General features: G+C 46.3%; 16 protein-coding genes and 1 pseudogene. 8 read left to right on the top strand and 9 right to left on the bottom strand.

What is annotated here, in order from left to right:
- The first annotated feature begins 343 nt into the window (after positions 1 to 343).
- The 3 genes from ACOJUO_RS19535 to cydX are packed head-to-tail and all read left to right on the top strand — an operon-like array spanning position 344 to position 3199.
- The gene (locus ACOJUO_RS19535; RefSeq protein WP_422133610.1) at positions 344 to 1918 is read left to right on the top strand and encodes a cytochrome ubiquinol oxidase subunit I; all 1575 of its coding nucleotides are present in this window, start codon (positions 344 to 346) and stop codon (positions 1916 to 1918) included.
- A 12-nt stretch (positions 1919 to 1930) separates the two neighbouring features.
- Complete coding sequence (cydB, locus tag ACOJUO_RS19530; protein WP_422133609.1) at positions 1931 to 3064, top strand: cytochrome d ubiquinol oxidase subunit II; 1134 nt, start codon at positions 1931 to 1933, stop codon at positions 3062 to 3064.
- Between the two features lie 12 nt (positions 3065 to 3076).
- A complete protein-coding gene (gene cydX, locus ACOJUO_RS19525) occupies positions 3077 to 3199 on the top strand; it encodes a cytochrome bd-I oxidase subunit CydX (RefSeq protein ID WP_422137889.1) in 123 nt (40 codons plus the stop codon).
- Positions 3200 to 3364: 165 nt separating this feature from the next.
- Here cydX and ACOJUO_RS19520 read toward each other — a convergent pair whose 3' ends face one another.
- Entirely contained in the window at positions 3365 to 3748 is a 384-nt protein-coding gene (locus ACOJUO_RS19520) for a hypothetical protein (protein ID WP_422137888.1), read from the bottom strand.
- 30 nt (positions 3749 to 3778) lie between these two features.
- Between ACOJUO_RS19520 and ACOJUO_RS19515 the strand changes: the two genes are divergently transcribed.
- The 4 genes and pseudogenes from ACOJUO_RS19515 (at position 3779) to ACOJUO_RS19500 (ending at position 7680) form a co-directional block, all read left to right on the top strand.
- A complete protein-coding gene (locus tag ACOJUO_RS19515; RefSeq protein ID WP_422137887.1) occupies positions 3779 to 5413 on the top strand; it encodes an IS1634 family transposase in 1635 nt (544 codons plus the stop codon).
- Between the two features lie 275 nt (positions 5414 to 5688).
- Positions 5689 to 5844, top strand: a pseudogene (locus ACOJUO_RS19510) (pyocin activator PrtN family protein); the annotation flags it as partial.
- Between the two features lie 115 nt (positions 5845 to 5959).
- Positions 5960 to 6736, top strand: coding sequence for a type IV toxin-antitoxin system AbiEi family antitoxin domain-containing protein (locus ACOJUO_RS19505; protein ID WP_422137886.1), 777 nt, complete (start codon positions 5960 to 5962; stop codon positions 6734 to 6736).
- 17 nt (positions 6737 to 6753) lie between these two features.
- Entirely contained in the window at positions 6754 to 7680 is a 927-nt protein-coding gene (locus tag ACOJUO_RS19500) for a nucleotidyl transferase AbiEii/AbiGii toxin family protein (RefSeq protein ID WP_422133603.1), read from the top strand.
- A 40-nt stretch (positions 7681 to 7720) separates the two neighbouring features.
- Here the strand turns inward: ACOJUO_RS19500 and ACOJUO_RS19495 are convergent, their stop codons facing one another.
- The 8 genes from ACOJUO_RS19495 to ACOJUO_RS19460 all read right to left on the bottom strand — a co-directional run bounded on the left by ACOJUO_RS19495 (position 7721) and on the right by ACOJUO_RS19460 (position 16490).
- The gene (locus ACOJUO_RS19495) at positions 7721 to 8899 is read right to left on the bottom strand and encodes a tyrosine-type recombinase/integrase (protein ID WP_422137885.1); all 1179 of its coding nucleotides are present in this window, start codon (positions 8897 to 8899) and stop codon (positions 7721 to 7723) included.
- A 711-nt stretch (positions 8900 to 9610) separates the two neighbouring features.
- Positions 9611 to 10855 carry an AAA family ATPase gene (locus ACOJUO_RS19490; protein ID WP_422137884.1) on the bottom strand — a complete coding sequence of 415 codons (1245 nt, stop codon included), beginning with the start codon at positions 10853 to 10855 and terminating at the stop codon, positions 9611 to 9613.
- A 607-nt stretch (positions 10856 to 11462) separates the two neighbouring features.
- Entirely contained in the window at positions 11463 to 12122 is a 660-nt protein-coding gene (locus ACOJUO_RS19485) for a transposase (RefSeq protein ID WP_422133599.1), read from the bottom strand.
- A 685-nt stretch (positions 12123 to 12807) separates the two neighbouring features.
- Positions 12808 to 14055 carry a group II intron reverse transcriptase/maturase gene (gene ltrA, locus ACOJUO_RS19480; protein WP_422137883.1) on the bottom strand — a complete coding sequence of 416 codons (1248 nt, stop codon included), beginning with the start codon at positions 14053 to 14055 and terminating at the stop codon, positions 12808 to 12810.
- Between the two features lie 107 nt (positions 14056 to 14162).
- A complete protein-coding gene (locus tag ACOJUO_RS19475; protein WP_262599910.1) occupies positions 14163 to 14291 on the bottom strand; it encodes a hypothetical protein in 129 nt (42 codons plus the stop codon).
- Positions 14292 to 14586: 295 nt separating this feature from the next.
- A complete protein-coding gene (locus ACOJUO_RS19470; RefSeq protein ID WP_422137882.1) occupies positions 14587 to 15369 on the bottom strand; it encodes a reverse transcriptase domain-containing protein in 783 nt (260 codons plus the stop codon).
- 148 nt (positions 15370 to 15517) lie between these two features.
- Positions 15518 to 15655, bottom strand: a complete 138-nt coding sequence (locus ACOJUO_RS19465; RefSeq protein ID WP_422133597.1) for a hypothetical protein — start codon at positions 15653 to 15655, stop codon at positions 15518 to 15520.
- Between the two features lie 277 nt (positions 15656 to 15932).
- A complete protein-coding gene (locus tag ACOJUO_RS19460) occupies positions 15933 to 16490 on the bottom strand; it encodes a transposase (protein WP_422137881.1) in 558 nt (185 codons plus the stop codon).
- Positions 16491 to 16724: 234 nt separating this feature from the next.
- On the opposite strand from ACOJUO_RS19460, the gene ACOJUO_RS19455 reads away from it, so the two are divergent.
- Positions 16725 to 17084, top strand: a complete 360-nt coding sequence (locus tag ACOJUO_RS19455; protein WP_422137880.1) for a hypothetical protein — start codon at positions 16725 to 16727, stop codon at positions 17082 to 17084.
- Positions 17085 to 17719 lie beyond the last annotated feature (635 nt).

Raw genomic sequence — 17719 nt, 5'->3', positions numbered from 1 at the left:
ATTCTTTATATTCAAACAAAAAACATTTATATCCCTAAAAAAAACCTGGATAACAATATATTTTAAACATTTTTGATGAAGATCAAACTTTGCGTCCTACTGTAGTTCATATATGTAACAAATCCGAGTAACATGTCCACAAATCTGTTTAACCAGCCACAGATTGATCCAGACCCATCTAAAACTCGTATATACCGGCGCACCGGCCAGATACATGCATTTAGCATGTATCTATTATCCAGAATGCGCGGTAACTGCAGCACAAAAAGGACCTCTGTGGCAGCATGCATTTTCTGATTTTCAGTACGGATTTGATTTAACACTGTCATAAACGAGGAGCACCATGATTACAGACGAAATCATCGACCTGTCGCGATTCCAGTTCGCGATGACAGCACTCTATCACTTCCTCTTTGTGCCGCTGACCCTGGGCATGACCTTCATTCTGGCGATCATGGAGTCGGTTTATGTTATGACCGGCAAACAAGTCTATCGGGATATGACCAAATTCTGGGGTAAATTGTTCGGTATTAACTTTGCACTCGGCGTTGCTACCGGCCTCACCATGGAATTTCAGTTCGGAACCAACTGGTCATACTACTCCCATTATGTTGGTGACATTTTTGGTGCTCCACTGGCCATTGAAGCCCTGATGGCCTTCTTCCTCGAATCAACGTTTGTCGGCATGTTCTTCTTCGGCTGGGACCGACTCAGTAAAGTTCAGCATCTGGCTTGTACCTGGCTCATGGCTATAGGTACTAACCTATCGGCCATGTGGATACTGATTGCTAACGCCTGGATGCAGAACCCGGTAGGTGCAGAGTTCAATTATGAAACCATGCGCATGGAAATGACCAACTTTGCTGACCTGATTCTGAACCCTGTAGCCCAGGTGAAATTTATTCATACGGTTTCTGCCGGTTATACAACAGGTGCCATCTTTGTACTGTCTATCAGTGCCTGGTACATGCTTAAAGGCCGTGATATAGGTTTCGCTCGTCGTTCATTTGCGGTGGCCGCAGGCTTTGGTCTGGCATCCATCCTCTCTACGCTTCTGCTTGGCGATGAATCCGGTTATGAACTGGGTGACGTACAGCAGGTCAAGCTGGCAGCGATCGAGGCCGAGTGGGACACCGAACCTGCACCGGCCGCTTTTACTGTTTTTGGACTCCCCAACCAGGAAGAGCAGAAAACAGATTACGCGATCAAAATCCCTTACGTCATGGGCATAATCGCAACCCGCTCAACAAACACAGAAGTACTGGGTATCAAAGATCTGATCGACGACAAGATTCAGAGAATCAACAATGGTATCAAAGCCTACGAACTGCTTGAAAAACTTAAAAATGGTGAAGATACACCCGACAATCGTCGCGAGTTTGATAAAGTCGTGGATGACCTGGGCTATGGCTTGTTGCTCAGCCGCTATACCGACGACATTCGAAGCGCGACACCCCAAATGGTTCGGCAGGCTGCAGAAGAGGCTATTCCGACCGTGTGGCCACTGTTTTTCTCTTTCAGAATCATGGTAGGTCTCGGTGTTGTGATGCTCCTGCTGCTTGTAACCGCCTTCTACAAGACGGCCCGCAGAACTGAGTACAATAGTCCAAAATTCCTCAAACTCTGTTTCTATGCGTTGCCACTGCCATTCATTGCCAGTGAAATGGGATGGTTCGTTGCTGAGTTTGGTCGTCAACCCTGGTCGATCTCAGGCATTCTGCCTACCTACCTGTCTGCTTCTACCCGGACAGAAGCTGACCTCTGGCTCAGCATCATTGGTTTTACTGCGCTCTACAGTATCTGCATCATTATCGAAATTTACCTGATCGTTAAATATGCCCGCAAAGGCCCTAGCAGCCTGCACACTGGCCGCTACCACTTTGAACGCAATCGTACCGACGATATGGCTCAGGCATAAAAGGAGGCCCTTATGGACTACGAAGTTCTCAAATTCATCTGGTGGGTTCTGATCGGAGTCCTGTTCATTGGCTTTGCCATAATGGACGGGTACGATCTGGGGACCGCCAACCTGCTGCCTTTCATGAGCAAAACTGACGAAGAACGTCGTATCATGATCAATGCCGTCGCCCCTCACTGGGACGGCAACCAGGTTTGGCTGATCACTTCAGGTGGCGCACTGTTTGCGGCGTGGCCTATCGTTTATGCCACAGCTTTCTCTGGCTTCTACTGGGCCATGCTGCTGGTTCTGTTCGCACTGATTGTCCGTCCGCTGGCCTTTGATTATCGCTCCAAGGTTAAACCCGAGCAGACAAAGTACTGTGACTGGGGTCTCTTTATCAGCGGCATCGTACCTTCTCTGGTATTCGGCGTAGCCTTTGGCAACCTGTTCCTGGGCTTTGGTTTTAATCTGGATGACACAATGCGCTCCAGTTTTACTCAGGGTTTCTTCTCATTGTTGAACCCCTTTGCCCTTCTTTGTGGTGTTGTCAGTGTCTCTATGCTAACCATGCAGGGATCTGTATGGCAAAGCATGCGCTCTGGTAGCCCAATCAAAGAGCGTGCGACCATTGTCGCCCGCATCTCTGCCCTTGCGACCATTGTCACCTTTGCACTCGCGGGTGTCTGGGTAGCTAACCTGCCCGGCTTTGAGGTCGTCAGCGGTCTGGTTATGAATGGCGAAGCCAACCCTCTGATCAAAACAGTTCACATAGCTGACGCAGGCATCTGGTTGGCTAATTACACCAAGTACCCGGTTATGCTGATTGCACCGGTCATGGGTTTTGCTGGCGCCATTGGTGTCTTCCTGCTGGCCAACAGCCGTCTGCACGGCCTGGCCTTTACCTGCAGTTCAATCACCCAGGCAGGCATTATCATGACAGCCGGCTTCTCACTGTTTCCATTTATTCTGCCGTCCAGCACCCACCCTAACGTTAGCCTGACACTGTGGGATGCAACGTCCAGTTACCTGACGCTGGGAATTATGACAGTGGTTGCCATGATATTTGTTCCCATCATTCTGGGATACACCATCTGGTGTTTCTACAAATTGTGGGGTCGTATGACAGCAGAACACCTTAACGAAAACACCCACTCACTTTACTAAGGAGGGCAGACTATGTGGTATTTTGCCTGGATTCTGGGCGTACTCCTTGCGTGTGCCTTTGGTATCATCAATGTCATGTGGTATGAGTTTCATGATATGGGATTTGATAATGATATCAACGAGTTAGATGACTAGAGCAGGTGTTTGGGAGTAATTTTTTGTTACTCCCAAGCTCAATTTTCGTTCCCAAACATGCCCAAAAAGAAGCAATAATTCCGGATCGTGCCTTATGGCAAGATTTAGTTGCTCAGGAAGAAAACGCCACTCTACAGCAAAAAAGCAGTGAGTGGCGTTTTAGTTTCAGTGCAGCAGCCAGTCCCTGGTCAAAGCGAACAGAGAAGATTTCAGCTGATACAACTGCTCAATCATCAGGCTTTTTGGGAACAGCTCTTCTGGTAGCTGAATACTGATCCCCAGCCCCATAACATCTATCCCTGAGTACTCACAACGTTTCACCAGGTCAACCACCGCATCATAGTGGTCAATATCCGGTGCTCCATCAGTAATCATCAGAATCAAGCGCCTTTCGGCATTTGACTGACAAATCTGATGCACTGCATACCACAACCCTGTGGCCATGGGGGTTGAGTCATGGCTGTCCAGAGCAGAGAGTGTTCCTGCAATTCGTAGATTGGACCTGCCTTTCACCACCCCGATTGATATTTGCCTAAAATCTGTTGTCAAAGAAATAAACAGACATTCAGGTGCACCAACATGCCTCAAGCTCAATACCAGTCTAAGAACCTCAACCACCTTGGCTTGGTTGCCGCTATGTGTCGGGAGTTAAAGATAGCCGAATACATTGATGCCCGTATCACAAATGACTCCGATGTTCGTAATGTCACTATTGGACAAGCTGTAGTTGCAATGATCATCAATGGCTTGGGCTTTACGGGGCAAACTCTGTACATGCTCCCTGAGTTTTTTGAGGATAAGCCGATTGACCGCCTTATCGGGGAAGGTATACAGGCTGAACACTTGAACGACAAGGTACTTGGTCGGGCTCTCGACAGTTTGTACGACGCTGGTGTTAGCGACTTGTATCTCAATCTGGCCGTCAAGGTCGTCAATCATCTGAAACTTCCTTGCAAGGCATTAAATCTGGATGGCACCAGCTTTCATGTGGATGGAGTCTATAACAGTCATGACAATCCAGACGACTTAAATTGTATTCATATCTGCCAAGGTTACAGCCGTGACCACCGGCCTGACCTGAATCAGGTAGTCTTGCAGTTAATGACTGAAAATCAGGCGGGCATCCCTGTGTTTATGGCCCCTGCCAGCGGTAATGTAAACGACAAAACCTGTTTTCAGGAAATTATCAAAAATCATCTGTCATGTTTTAAGGCCGCTTTGAATAGCCGCTATCTGGTTGCTGATGCTGCCATGTATGTTGCAGAAACCCTTCAGTTGCTTGATGAGCAAAAGCAGCTGTTTATCTCCCGGGTACCCCTGAACATCAAGGAGGCAAAGGAGCTGGTCTGCAAAGCGCCAACCGTGTCGCTGGTGCCTGTTGAAGGCTATGAAGATTACTACTCAGCTGAAGTGCCTTCCTGCTACGGAGGGGTTCAGCAACGATGGTTCCTGTTTCTCAACAAAAAGCGCGGGCTTAGTGAACGGAAAACATTGACCCGAAAGATGCAAAAGCAGTCACTGAAAGAGGCCCGTGATCTGGAGAAGCTGAGCAAAAAGGCCTTTTTGTGCCGGGACGATGCATTGAAGGCTTTTGCCTTGTGGCAGAAACAATCGAAACTTTGCCAAAGCGAAACAGAGCCAGAGGTTATCCGTAAACCCTGCTATTCGGGCAAAGGAAGACCATCGCCGGATAGCAAGCCTGATCACTTCGAGTACTTTGTGCAGGCTGAATGCTTTGTTTCCTGCAAGAAAAGGGAGCATGCAGAAGCCTCACTGGGTTGTTTTATCCTAAGCACCAATGAACTGGATAAAAATAGTTTGAATGCCTCTGAGCTGCTGTCTACTTATAAGTCGCAACAAAAAGTTGAAGGCGGCTTTCGGTTCCTGAAGAGCCCGGACTTTCTGGTCTCTTCGCTCTATCTGAAGAAAGCGGAACGTATTGAAGCCCTGTTAATGGTGATGACTCTATGCCTGATGGTCTATGCTGCTATCCAGCACAGAATCAGGCAGGAACTGAAAAAGCAAAGTCGTGTATTTCCAGACCAGAAAAAAAAGCCCTGCCAGAACCCAACAGCAAGATGGGTATTTTTCTGTTTCCAGGGGCTTAGTGTATTAACGGTCAATAATCAGGAGGAACATGTGATTGGCTTGAAGGAAAGGCAGTGGACGATCATTCAAATTTTGGGCATTTTTTACGAGTCCATGTATTCCTGATAGGGGTGGTGAAAGGCGGCTATCAACAAGGCTGGATCAATAAAGATGACTTCCAGAAAACCAGAATCACCAATGAAACCTGGGATAAAGGTTTGCTAACTGAAAAAATAAATCTATTTAGCAAGCCTCACTTTAACCCTCACTAATACCCAATGTCATAGTCTGAATATTATGAATACTGAACTGATGCTCTTTGCCAAGTACGAGAAACCTTACGTCCGCCTCGAAGAGGTATGTGACGAGTTTTTTGGTTTATGTGAGAAAAAGCTAAAGCAGCGGCAGCTTCCCAACAACTACCTGTACCGGTAGTGCGGCTGACTGAAAGTAGGAAGTCGCCGATGATGATTCGGTTGTCAGACTTGGCCAACTATCTTGATAATCGGCATCAAACCTATAGCAGTACTTGGGAAAAGGTTAGAGGAGTACGTTGATCAAAACAGCGCAGTTTATGATATTTAATATATTGACACCTTAGGTATTAATATCTGCATTTAGACAAACCTGTATGTTTGGCATAAGATATAAATTAACACCTTGGGTATTAATATGTCATCTAAAATAAACTGGCTAATAAACCATACCTCTCCGGGCTCTCTGGTGCTCCAACAATGGCTGACGGAGAACGGTATACGTTATTCCCTAGCCCAGAAATATGCCAAAAGCGGCTGGTTGAAGAGACTCAGCTCTGGTGTCTACTATCGTCCGGAACCCAGTGGCAAGATCAAACCTGACTGGCCGGACGCATTGCAGGCTCTTACTCAACAGTTACAGTTGCCAATACACCTTGCAGGGCTTAGCAGTTTGACTCACCAGGGGCTTAGCCATTATCTGCAACTGAATTCAGAACAGGTCTGGGTTGGGACCAGAAGCAAGCAAATCCTGCCCAAATGGTTTCGGGAGTTTTCCGAACAGCCCTGGTTATATAGTGGTAACCAAAAGCTTTGTGAACTAACTGACAAAGATTTCACTACAGTAACCGTAAAAGGAAAGGAACTCAGAGCCAGTCGCCCGGAACTCGCAGCTTATGAAGTGGTCGATGCTATCGGGAAAAATATTCGTTTTGAACACGCCGCCGAATTATTTCAGGGTTTAGTTAACTTGAGCCCAAGAAAAGTGCAGTCACTTCTTAATCGCAGTAATGCTGTTCAGACCAACCGCATATTTCTCTTTCTGAGTGATTACTATGGCCATCAATGGTTTGGCCGTCTTGATGAATCTCAAATACAACTCGGTTCAGGTAAACGTCAAGTAGTGACTAACGGTCGATTCGACGAGCGTTACCAGATCACTGTTCCTCAATCTCTACACTACCCTGCATCGTAAAAGAAGATCAGACTAAAATGGACAAAAAATCCGTTTATTACCAACAGCTGTCCCTGTTGATCCAAATGCTGCCAGTTGTGGCAACCGAGCCTGTCTTCGCCCTGAAAGGCGGAACAGCCATCAATTTGTTTGTTCAGAATTTTCCTCGACTTTCTGTAGACATTGACCTTGCCTACCTTCCTCTCGAACCAAGGGATGAAGCACTGAAAAATGTTCGCTCAGCACTCGAACGTATAGCTGAGCGGATTAATACGCAGCCTTCAACCAGTGCAGTGCTTCAGGACAACCGACAAGACGAATTAAGAATTATTGTTACTACAGAATCCGCAACCATCAAAATCGAAGTCTCTCCTGTTGCCCGGGGTACACTGCATGACCCAGAGTTGCTGCCTGTGGTTGAGTCAGTAGAGGATGGATTTGGCTATGCTGAAATACCTGTTGTCAGTCAGGCCGATTTATATGGAGGAAAGCTTTGTGCTGCTATGGATCGCCAGCACCCACGAGACTTGTATGATGTACAGCGAATGCTAAATGCAGGTGGAATTTCCAGAGAGATATTTACTGGCTTTCTAACCTACACACTGAGCCATCCACGCCCCATACATGAAGTCATGTCACCACGCTGGAAAGAGTTGGAGCAAACGTTTTACGATGAGTTTGCCGGTATGACGAAAGAACCAGTGGAATTGAACGAACTAATAGAAACCCGTTCTCGTATGGTGGCAGCCTTGCAAGCTCACTTCACCGAGAGAGACCAGGATTTTCTATTATCTTTCAAACGAGGCAAGCCAGACTGGACACTGTTTGACGAGCCTTCTGCTGCAGAACTTCCGGCTATCCGCTGGAAGCTAAAGAATATTCAGCAGTTGTCAAAAAACAAAGACAAGCATCAGCAGCAGCTTGAAAAACTGGAGAATACACTGAAGCAGTGGCTACAGGTTTAGAAAATATGCACTGACCACAGCAGGCAGAACTTTAAGTTTCTTACTCCGTTCCCCATGAAAGCGACATCGAAGCCTTGAGCAACTGCCTGTTCACCAGCTCATTTTCAGCCCAGTAATTATTTTCTATTCTCTTGCACTGCCCCCATAAATCCGGTGGCTCTTTGTGCAAGAGGTGAGTATAGCGCCGCAGATGCTCCCAGGTTTTATGACCACTACGAAGTGCCACTTCAGGAATCGACATATTTTGCTCAAACAGCCTTGATACACCTTCGTGCCGAAAGGAATGAAACCGGATATCTGGAAACCCAAGCTCTTTCGTCCAATAGGAAAAGCGCACAGCGATAGATTTTGCCTTATAAGGAAATATCCGGTCTTCCCCCTCGAACTTTGGCTGCCTCTCAATAATTTCAAGACACTCAACAGGTATGGGCACTTTTTCATGGTTCCCGAATTTATTGTTGGGGTCTTTCCTGTCTTCAATGATCACAAGCCCATGCTCCATATCGAGCTGACTGTACTTGATGCTACAAACCTCTCCCTCACGAAAGGTGCTGTATATGCTGAACATCATGATGTGATGGTGAGGTATGGTTCCAGTTGGTTTGTTATAACCAGCCAGTAGTACCTGATATAGCTGAAGTATCTGTTCCTCAGTAGGCCGTATGTCGTGCCGTCGGGATTTTCCCACCAATCCGAGCTTCCAAAGCTCCTTCATCACTTCATCATTAATAAAACTCTTGAAGTAAATTCCTACCCTCTTTTGCCAGCTGACGGCACGCCTCAGTACAGAGACATATAAATGATTGGTCGATGGAGTAACCGTCTCCAGTCGTTCATCGAGGATTTTGATTAAATCCTGCTCGGTAATTTCATTTGACCTCTTCTCTGCCAGCCAGCTTTTCTCCCAAAATTTGATCGCCTGCATATCCCGGCTGATCTGCTTTTCTTCTGGCAGGGTACCCTGTTTTAGCCTGTAATGTTCAAGGTAAGATTTCAGGGTAATATCGCCGGTTCGAGACTGAGCCGCCTCGTACTTTGGTTCCTCTTTTTCCGCTTCTCTCAGCATTTCCTTTTCAACCTGTTTTGCCCAGGCACGTCCTGACGGCTTGTCCGGAAATGTCATCTGTTCTTTGGCTACGAAATGCTTTTTCATGACCTGAACGATGAACTTGTAAACAGTGCCTTTCTTCCGCTTTCGGGTGTCGCAATAGATACTCATCAGCATTACCTTTCAAGCAAGTTTTTGGGAGTAAATTTGGGAGTAAATGCTGATGAATTATAGGTGTTTCAAGGGGTTTTATAGTTCTCAACGGTAATCAGAATCGCAGTAAAACAAGAGGTTAGAGTGACAGGAAGGGGCGCTTAACTTGATGTGGTATGAGTTTCATGAGATGAATTTTGATAATGAAAACAAAGATTTAGAAGAATGATGTGAATTTTGGGGGCCAATTTCACTGGTCCCCAAGCTTAAAAAATCGGGTGTTATTGTGCCTGATGGTGGGCAAAAGGTTGCTTTCTGGAGGGCATTCCCTACCCGGTTTTGTTAACCCCGGAATGATAGAAGAATAGAAAAATAGAATAGAAAAATCATCCTGAAAAATAGTGAAAAATAGGACATCCAAAAAAGAGAAACAGAAAAGGAAACAGTCTGACTGCTGTATCGTCCTAGGAGGCCGACCGAGAATAGCGCCCGTAGCGAGGACGGCAGAAAATTGAGGATGAAAATTCGGTTTTGTGAGGAGAATAGCGAGCTATTTGACGAACAAAAGCGGATTTTCAGACCAATTTGCTGCCGCCGCAGTAGGGCAGTCTATTCTCGGTCGGCCTCCTAGCAGAGGAAAATGCTAATAAACAAGCCGGGGAATGGGTCATGGTACCCCTTTTTGATGAGCTTTTGCCGGGAGCTTGAGGGTTCGCCCGTTGCAACTGATCAGCGGTATATGTCCTTCCAGGCATCTGATTCATGATAAGCTGACTGATACTGATAATCCTCCATAGCTGCTTTCAAATCAGCCACGGAAAACTCCATCAGCTGTTCAACATCTGCAGTAGGATGAGCAGAGTTTGCCCCTTGAGAAGTTTTAGAGTCCTCCTGTGGAGTCCCATTGTTACCGTCAAATTGTGCACCAAATTCTCTGGCGAGCCGACACTCTTGAGCAGATTGAACACTCTCAAAAAAGTTCCTGATACTTCTGGCATTAGCGAAATGTTCACCCTCTTGTTTTTTGATGTCTAATAATGTTTCTTTACAAATAGTGACGGCATCATCTGAGAGCTGATAACCGTTGTGATCACACATTTTCTGGAATATCTGGATTAACTGTTCATTTTTGTAATCATCAAAATGGATCTTTATTGGCACTCTGGATTTAAACCCCGGATTAGACTCAATCAATTGTTCCATCTGCTTATGATATCCAGCCAGGATGACTAATGTATTTATTTTAGGGTCTTCCAACATGACCAATATTTTTTCGATGGCTTCAGTGCCATAATCACGATCTGAACCGGGCTTGAAGAGACTGTATGCTTCATCGATGAACAGTACCCCGTTTTGTGCTGAATTAACCAGCGCCTCGGTTTTGATAGCCGTATGCCCAACATGTTCTCCAACCAGCCGGGATCGATCCGCTATAACGATTTTGTCTTCTTTTATTATTCCGAGTTCATACAAAATATTTGTTAACAGCCGAGAAGACATGGTTTTTCCTGTACCCGGATTACCTGTAAAGAGCATATGACCACGGGATAAATCCTTGCACTCCAGGCTGGCATTTCTCCGCATTTCTCGAACCATCATTTTTTGTTGTATTTTTTCGACGTGTCTTTTTAAGTTCTCTAAACCGACCATATTGTGCAACTTTTTGAGTGAGCCAGAGTCGACATGTTGTTGTCTTTCAAGTTGACCGCTTAACAGACGATATTCCGTGCGCAACCGGTTTATTTTTGGTTGAACGAAAAGTTTGTGGGTCAAGACACGAGTCAAGATCAGAGTACCTATTGATATAGCTACCGCTTTGCCTTCTCCAACATAGTTTCTGCTAATCTTCAATGCTTGCAGGCTAGTAGTAAGGCAAACTGTGCGAACAAGCCACTTTGAGACAGAAGTTTCACTGATTTCGTTTTCCAGTTTATCCAGCGTCTGCTCAAAATTCGGTGGTGAAACTGGTTTCAATCCATTACCACCCTGCCAGGTAATCGTGAACATAATTATCTCCTTTTGATACAGTATATTTATGCGAAGACCATGTTATCAATAACGTCGGCCTTCGCATCATTTCCAGTTTAATTAATGTATACATAAGTGACAAGAATTGCAGTGACAATAATTACAATGAAAAAGATTAATACACCTTCTAATTAACAGCCTGCGCAAAATCTTATTGAATTAATTAAATCGAATGACATTGACTGCATTATTTCTGACCATAGACCAGTGAGAAATCTCCTCTCGACAACCACATTGTTAGTTAAACAAACTAATTTGTTATGCCTATTGACATATTGAGCAGCACAGATGTCAGTTATGTGAGGATTTTTAGTCTTATGGTGTTGCAGTGCTATAACAGGGTGAGTCGTCCGGAAAAGGATCCAAACCGAATAGCGTGGTGTTTTATCCAAGCGGAGATTTTTGGATATCTGTTGACTGTCGAAAAGATGCAGAGCGCTCTATAGGGGGCTTTGTATTGGCAACGAATGATGTGGACGATAAGAAAAAATAGGACATCCACATTGAAAAAAAAGCAGGGAAAAACAGGACATCCATTAAAAAAAGAGCCTCGTCAGCAAAATCTGTGGGGCATTTCTGGTTCGGGCAGGTTGCCCAGTGCGTGATATAAAGCGATTTCTGCACATCTATAGGTTCTGAAACCATACGATTTTCTCGTAGTGAGTTTTATCTTGGTGTTCAGACCTTCCACAATTCCGCTGGAAAATGCTTTTTTTGCCCTGAACCAATTCAGGATCAGTGGTCTGTGTCGCCGAACAGTTTTAGCTACTTTCTTCATCGGTTCTATCTTTGACCGCATGACTCTTGTACACCACCGGTCCAGATACTTTCCTGCCCAGTGTGGTGATATGTAACTCCAGAACACTTGAAACTCCTCTCTGAGCAGATAGGCCCTGACACTTTTGAGATTATACTGAAGCACTGTATTTAACTTGATCTCTTCTTTCTCGGTCAGGTTTTCCTTCCGTTTCAGCAGACACCAACGGGTCTTTTTCAAAACAGGCTCATAGCCATCAGCCTGAAGCTGTTTGTGTTCTGATGCCCTGACCTCATCGATGGCCTTGTTCAGCATGGCCACAATGTGAAATCGATCAAGAATATGCAGCGCCTGATTGGCAAACTCGGCGATCGCCTTTACATAGGGCTTCCACATGTCAGAGCAGACATACCTCACCCGCTGTGTCCGAGTAGAAGAGGCCGTTGCCGACCTCAACCCTCGCAGACCCGGACGAGCGCAATTAACGCATCCGGTTCCTCACAATTATTGGTTCACTAGCCGACGACCATATGAATACCGATGATAGATTTTCGGCGGTGCCAAGGGGAAGCGATCCAGAAGCAGATTGAATTTCTCCCACGTGATATGGCTCTTCTGCGAACGCCGACTGAGCCACTTGTGCCAGATTTTCTTCACTCGATGTAGGATCGTACTTAACGCTTTGGCGTTGCCCGTTATTCCGAAGTATGCGTAGTGCCCCCGAAGCTTCCGGTTGAGCGCTATATATTGTTCACCCAATGACTTATGTCGGTATTTTTGACAGTATTGGTTGAACGACTTCAAAGTTCTGGCAATTCGCCCTTTTGCTGTTTTCTGGTAAACAACAGTATTCCCTCTACGGGAAGTTCCCCAGAAGTGGGTAAACCCGAGGAAGTCAAAGCTGACCGGATTGCCGTTGCGTTTGTTTTCTTTCCGGCAGTAAGGCCGAAAGTCAACGCATCGCGTTTTCTCCGGGTGCAGTGTAAGTCCAAAGCGTTCAAACCGCTTTGACAGCACTGCCTCAACCTTGTTGCAATCTTCATGAACCGAAAATACCATGACAAGGTAAGTAGCCCATAGGAACCTCCCCTACAGGCTCTCTCAGAACCGTACGTGAACCTCTCAGCTCATACGGCTCCCATCATCCAACCGACGGCTTGACACCAAATTTCCAGTGCGGGAACAGATTTGGAAATTTCTTGGCGATTTCCCCAAGTCTGTGTTCCGCCCTTCGCCGGTGCCTTTTAAGCCTTTTGTATTTCCTCGTCGCCCACAAACTGAGTTTGCGGTTGATTTGACGCAGTGTCGGGTACATGGCTGATTTGTAGAAACGACCGTAGTAGTTTATCCAGCCCTGTATCTGAGCCCTGAACATTCGAGCCAGATCAGGAAGCTCTTTGTCACTGCGTAAATGCAGCTTCCAACTTCTTACTACCTGTCTGATGGCCTTTCCTGCTTTTGGACTCATGGCTGGCGTAAAGTTAATGAAGTGCTTGCCCCATCGGTTCTTTGACCTCCTTGGGCGAAATGTATAGCCAAGAAAGTCAAAACTGGTGACAAGGTGCTCCTCCCTCCGGTCGTCGTCTTTACAGTAAACAATCTTTGTCTTGTCCGGATGCATTTCCAGACCGCACTCACGAAACCTTGCCTCTAAAGCATCCTTTAAAGCCTTCGCTTCCACCTCATGCCGACAATGGGCAAGCCCATCGTCAGCATAACGGCAGAATGGAATCGCAGGAAAATTCCTTTCCATCCACTTATCGAAGGCATAGTGCATAAACAGATTACTGAGTACGGGGCTGATCACACCGCCCTGTGGAACACCTCGCTCACGTATAATAACTGTGCCGTCTTCCCGCTGAATCGGCGCTGTTAACCAGCGCTCAATGTAGAGGATCAGCCAGCGATTATTCGTATGCTTGCGAACCGCTTTCATCAGCAGTTCGTGGTCGATGTTGTCGAACAACCCTCTGATGTCAAACTCCAGCACCCAGTTATAACGCCAGCACCGTTTACGGGTGATATCCAACGCCTGATGTGCTGATTTGTTTGGTCTGTAGCCATAGGAGTCTGGATGGAACCAAGGCTCAACCGATGGCTCAAAATGCAGCTTCACAACCATCTGTGCAACCCGATCTGACACCGTTGGAATGCCCAACTTTCTTTCCCCACCTGTTTTCTTCGGTATCGCTACCGTTTTAACAGCAGGCGGAAAGTAGCTGCCAGACGACATCCGATTCCAGATCTTGTACAGATTGTTCTTCAGGTCAGACTCAAATTGTTCAATGGTCTCACCATCAACGCCATGAGCGCCTTTATTGGCTTTGACCAGTTGCCATGCACGTACAACATCGTGCTTGGAAATTTCAAACGGTTTTGTTGTTTCCAAAAATTCCTCCCACCGACAGCGTCGAGCTGCCACAGTGGTTGACTTCTAAATTCAACAGGATGACCGATCCCCTTCGCTCCAACGCCATTACAGCGCCTTCATCACTACTACGGGATCGTCCGCCCCTGTGCCTTGCATTGGTACTCAGACTCTTGCAGGGTCTCTGCTTGAGTGGCTCCCTTAACATCAAGGCGACAGGTTCCCACGTTCCACACAGAAGCCTGTGTTAAGTTCATGCCTTCTCCACGCCGGATGCCATCTGGACAGTAAACAGGTGTCCTCCAGACTTATCCCGGGCTAACGACTACCTCCCGGTTTTGACATCGTTCCTACGCTTTCGACGCGTCATCAAAGGTTCACTTGCGTTCATCTCCTTAACACACACCTGACAGGATCAAGCCCTGCCTTTTCCTTAACGCTCACGACCAAGGCTCTTTACCTTCGCCGCTTAAGGTGGTTTGAAGCCTCCTCCTGTAAGACGGCTCCGAGGGGCCCACCCTCATCTTCTGTGCAGTTGCGCATCAGTGCTGCTTACGCAGCAGTCTGTGCTCGTGGCACACAGTCATCAGCAAATCTCGTCAGATTGCATCTTCCACGCATCCTTGGCTGGACTGTCTGAGTGAACCAGTTATCCAATACATAGTGAAGATAAATGTTGGCTAGTAGCGGTGAAATTACTCCGCCCTGTGGTGTTCCCTGCGTCGGGTAGACAAGCTCCCCAGACTCAAGAATACCTGCCTTCAACCATTTATCGATCAGTTTTCTTACTACGCCATCAGCCAGTCGTCTGGCTAGAAACTGTCTTAGCTGACCATGGTCAATCGTATCGAAATACTTTTGTATGTCCACGTCCAGCACCCAGTAGGCACCATTTCTCATAATGTTTTCACGCAGACTACACAAGGCTTCATGTGACGACCTTTGTTTGCGAAAGCCAAAGGAGCCGTTATAGAAGTCTTGCTCGTAGATGGGTTCCAGTAGCATAACCACCGCTCTCTGAGCAATTTTGTCTTCGAAAGTGGGTATGCCCAAAGGCCGTTTCTGACCGTTTCCTTTATCGATGTAACTCCGCTTCACAGCGGGTGCTCGGTAGCGACCGGATTTGATACGATCCAACAGATTCAGGAGGTTATACTCCAGCTGTCGTTCATACATTTCAGCCGTCTGACCATCTACTCCTGTAGCGCCATCTTTACGGGTCAGTTGGTATGCCTGATAAAGCCACTGATAATCCATGTGATGATTGAGAGAAGTGAAAGCCATGGCCGGGTTGTCTCTGGCCAGTGTGGCTATCCGTTTCTGTTTCGTTGACACAAACACAGGTTTCTGAGCACCTCTTGTGTTTCCCACAAACGGGTCAATAACTATGATGTCCCCTTTCCTCGTCCGGGTCCTCCTGAGCAGAGTTCCCCGTTGTCATCAGTACTATGGGACACTAAGACTTCCAGTACCTACTGCCCGGTCACTTATGTATTCGCTTCCGGGTTCCTGCATGCTGCTTCATGTTTGCTTCATCGGGTTTAAAGCGATACCTGATGACCGGGTTCTGTTCAGCCATAGAACCAATGGCGATTACACCCAGGTCAATACTGGACCTCACAGGTTCCTGAGAAATCCATCCTGTACCTCTGCCCTGCTCTCCGATCCCGGTTAGGTTGATGTTGCCTTACCGTAGCGGCAAACCAATGCTGACCCCATTTCCTGAACAATGAAGTCCACCAACAATTGCAACATTTCGAGACTCAATCACATGGCTTTAGCACCCACTGTCTACGCTTCACAACCATCGTTACCGCTGGCTATGCAAGACTCGTTTCCGGCTGATGGTTAGTCTTTGCCGGGCAGGAGTTGAACCTGCTGGATTTCAATGAATGATTTCAGTTCATGGAACCTCCCACATTCTCAGGCTTCGCCTCATCCAACAACGCCTGACTTTTAAACCGCCCTTCCCAGAAGCGACCTTGGCAGCCATCTTCCTGGTTAGCCTCACGGGCAAGATATTCGTTCAGGCAACGCATGAACCAGCTGATATTCGTTAAACGATTTCGATACTCTTCAACAAATTCATCCAAACGAGCCAGTTCCGAATGACTCAACTGGTCAGCAGCAAGATATCTCTGAACCAGGAGCGGCCCTGTGAAAAGCCTTGTCCATCGACTCAAAATTTCATCTCGTGTCCACTCTCTGGCAGGCTTCTGATTGATATGCAAAACCACATGATAGTGATTCGACATAACCGCATAGGCGCAGACTTCTATAGAAAAGATTGAAACCAGTTCCCTGAGCTTATCTACAACCCACTGCCGACGGTGCTCGTAGTTTTTGCCCGTTAAATGATCCTCTCCGCACAAATATGCTCTGCGTACGCATCGAGCTATACAGTGATAATAAGGCGTACAACCTGGGTCGATCAGAGAACTTCGCGCACGGGTCATAATCTCTCCTGCCGGAACTAAAAATCAGCGACAGGGAACAAAATTAGACGAGCTGGCTTGTTTGTCAAATATAAGGATGTCCTATAATCAATCCTAATCAATCCAGAGGGATAATCACTATCACTCATAATCACCATTGTAATCATAGTGGCACACCAGTAACTGGCTATCTTAGAAGGATGATCTATAAAGAAGGTGTTTATAGGTAGTTTTTCATTTTAGGAAGGCATTTTGATGCATACGTTTAAAGCTACTGGAGTACTGCTACTAATTTTAGTTATATCTGTTAAAGCCAAATCTGACCCTCTGGAAATATACTCACACTACGGCTATGAAATAAATCCAACTCTTGTGTATTTGGTTATAAGCTATCCTTTCATTCACGGTCTTCTTGAGCATCTGTACGCGCTGTCAGATAACTTTATCTTTGCACTAATGCAGCTGGTTTACAGAAGTTCATCAAATGCTGTCGATGAAAGAAACATGATTAATATGGAAAGAAGGTTAGCCACTACATTAGATCGTAATAAAACTGTCAATTACTTCAAAGAGCGCTTATACAAAAATAAGTGGTGGGCTAAAAAAAAACTATAGCCACCTGAATCAGGTAGCTGGATGTCTCTACTCTCCAGCCCCCAAGCACATCGACATTCGGGTCCGCACCGGGGTAGGTTCATCGAGGATGGTTAAAGCTGATCCATAAGCCCTCCAGAGAAACAAGCCCAAGGTTTGCAAGACAAGAAAAGTGTCGTTCAATGCCTCACTGTACAAGGTAGATGTCGCTTCGGCAATTCTACAGGCTATGGAAAATCTCAGAGAGCAGTACAGCCGTGTTGTTGATGGTTAAGCTTATGAGACTCCTGCCAATCAGGTGCAGCCAAAAGTCATCATTCAAGACTTTTGGCTGCGGCCATTTTTTTTGAACCACCAAGGGTGTTCTTGTCTGTTGAATGGCGATCGCTGATGAGAGAGCTCCTGGTGGATGTGCCTGCAGATACGTCGATTTCAGCAAATACTCTGAGCTCTTTTATGCAGTTGGATTTAGCTAAGTAGAATTCTGAATATGAGCAAGTACATTGGATGTTCCACATATGCTTGTAACATTGGATGTCCCACATATGTCTGTTGGATGTCCCACATATGACTTGAGCTAGTACATTGGATGTCCCATATATGCTCTCTCAGTTATTGAGAGTCATGAATCAAAAGAGGCGACATCTATCCTGACA

Origin of the sequence: Endozoicomonas sp. ALC020 (assembly GCF_049275935.1) — a bacterium.
Classification (GTDB): Bacteria; Pseudomonadota; Gammaproteobacteria; order Pseudomonadales; family Endozoicomonadaceae; genus Endozoicomonas_A.
Note: the sequence above shows the minus strand (reverse complement) of the source record. Positions and strands in the feature narration are given on the sequence as shown.

What these genes read in the sequence shown, in the direction of transcription:
- ACOJUO_RS19535 (WP_422133610.1), top strand. Translation starts at nt 344, where the DNA reads ATGATTACAGACGAAATCATCGACCTGTCGCGATTCCAGTTCGCGATG.
- cydB (WP_422133609.1), top strand. Translation starts at nt 1,931, where the DNA reads ATGGACTACGAAGTTCTCAAATTCATCTGGTGGGTTCTGATCGGAGTC.
- cydX (WP_422137889.1), top strand. Translation starts at nt 3,077, where the DNA reads ATGTGGTATTTTGCCTGGATTCTGGGCGTACTCCTTGCGTGTGCCTTT.
- ACOJUO_RS19515 (WP_422137887.1), top strand. Translation starts at nt 3,779, where the DNA reads ATGCCTCAAGCTCAATACCAGTCTAAGAACCTCAACCACCTTGGCTTG.
- ACOJUO_RS19505 (WP_422137886.1), top strand. Translation starts at nt 5,960, where the DNA reads ATGTCATCTAAAATAAACTGGCTAATAAACCATACCTCTCCGGGCTCT.
- ACOJUO_RS19500 (WP_422133603.1), top strand. Translation starts at nt 6,754, where the DNA reads ATGGACAAAAAATCCGTTTATTACCAACAGCTGTCCCTGTTGATCCAA.
- ACOJUO_RS19495 (WP_422137885.1), bottom strand. Translation starts at nt 8,899, where the DNA reads ATGAGTATCTATTGCGACACCCGAAAGCGGAAGAAAGGCACTGTTTAC.
- ACOJUO_RS19475 (WP_262599910.1), bottom strand. Translation starts at nt 14,291, where the DNA reads ATGAACTTAACACAGGCTTCTGTGTGGAACGTGGGAACCTGTCGCCTT.
- ACOJUO_RS19460 (WP_422137881.1), bottom strand. Translation starts at nt 16,490, where the DNA reads ATGACCCGTGCGCGAAGTTCTCTGATCGACCCAGGTTGTACGCCTTAT.
- ACOJUO_RS19455 (WP_422137880.1), top strand. Translation starts at nt 16,725, where the DNA reads ATGCATACGTTTAAAGCTACTGGAGTACTGCTACTAATTTTAGTTATA.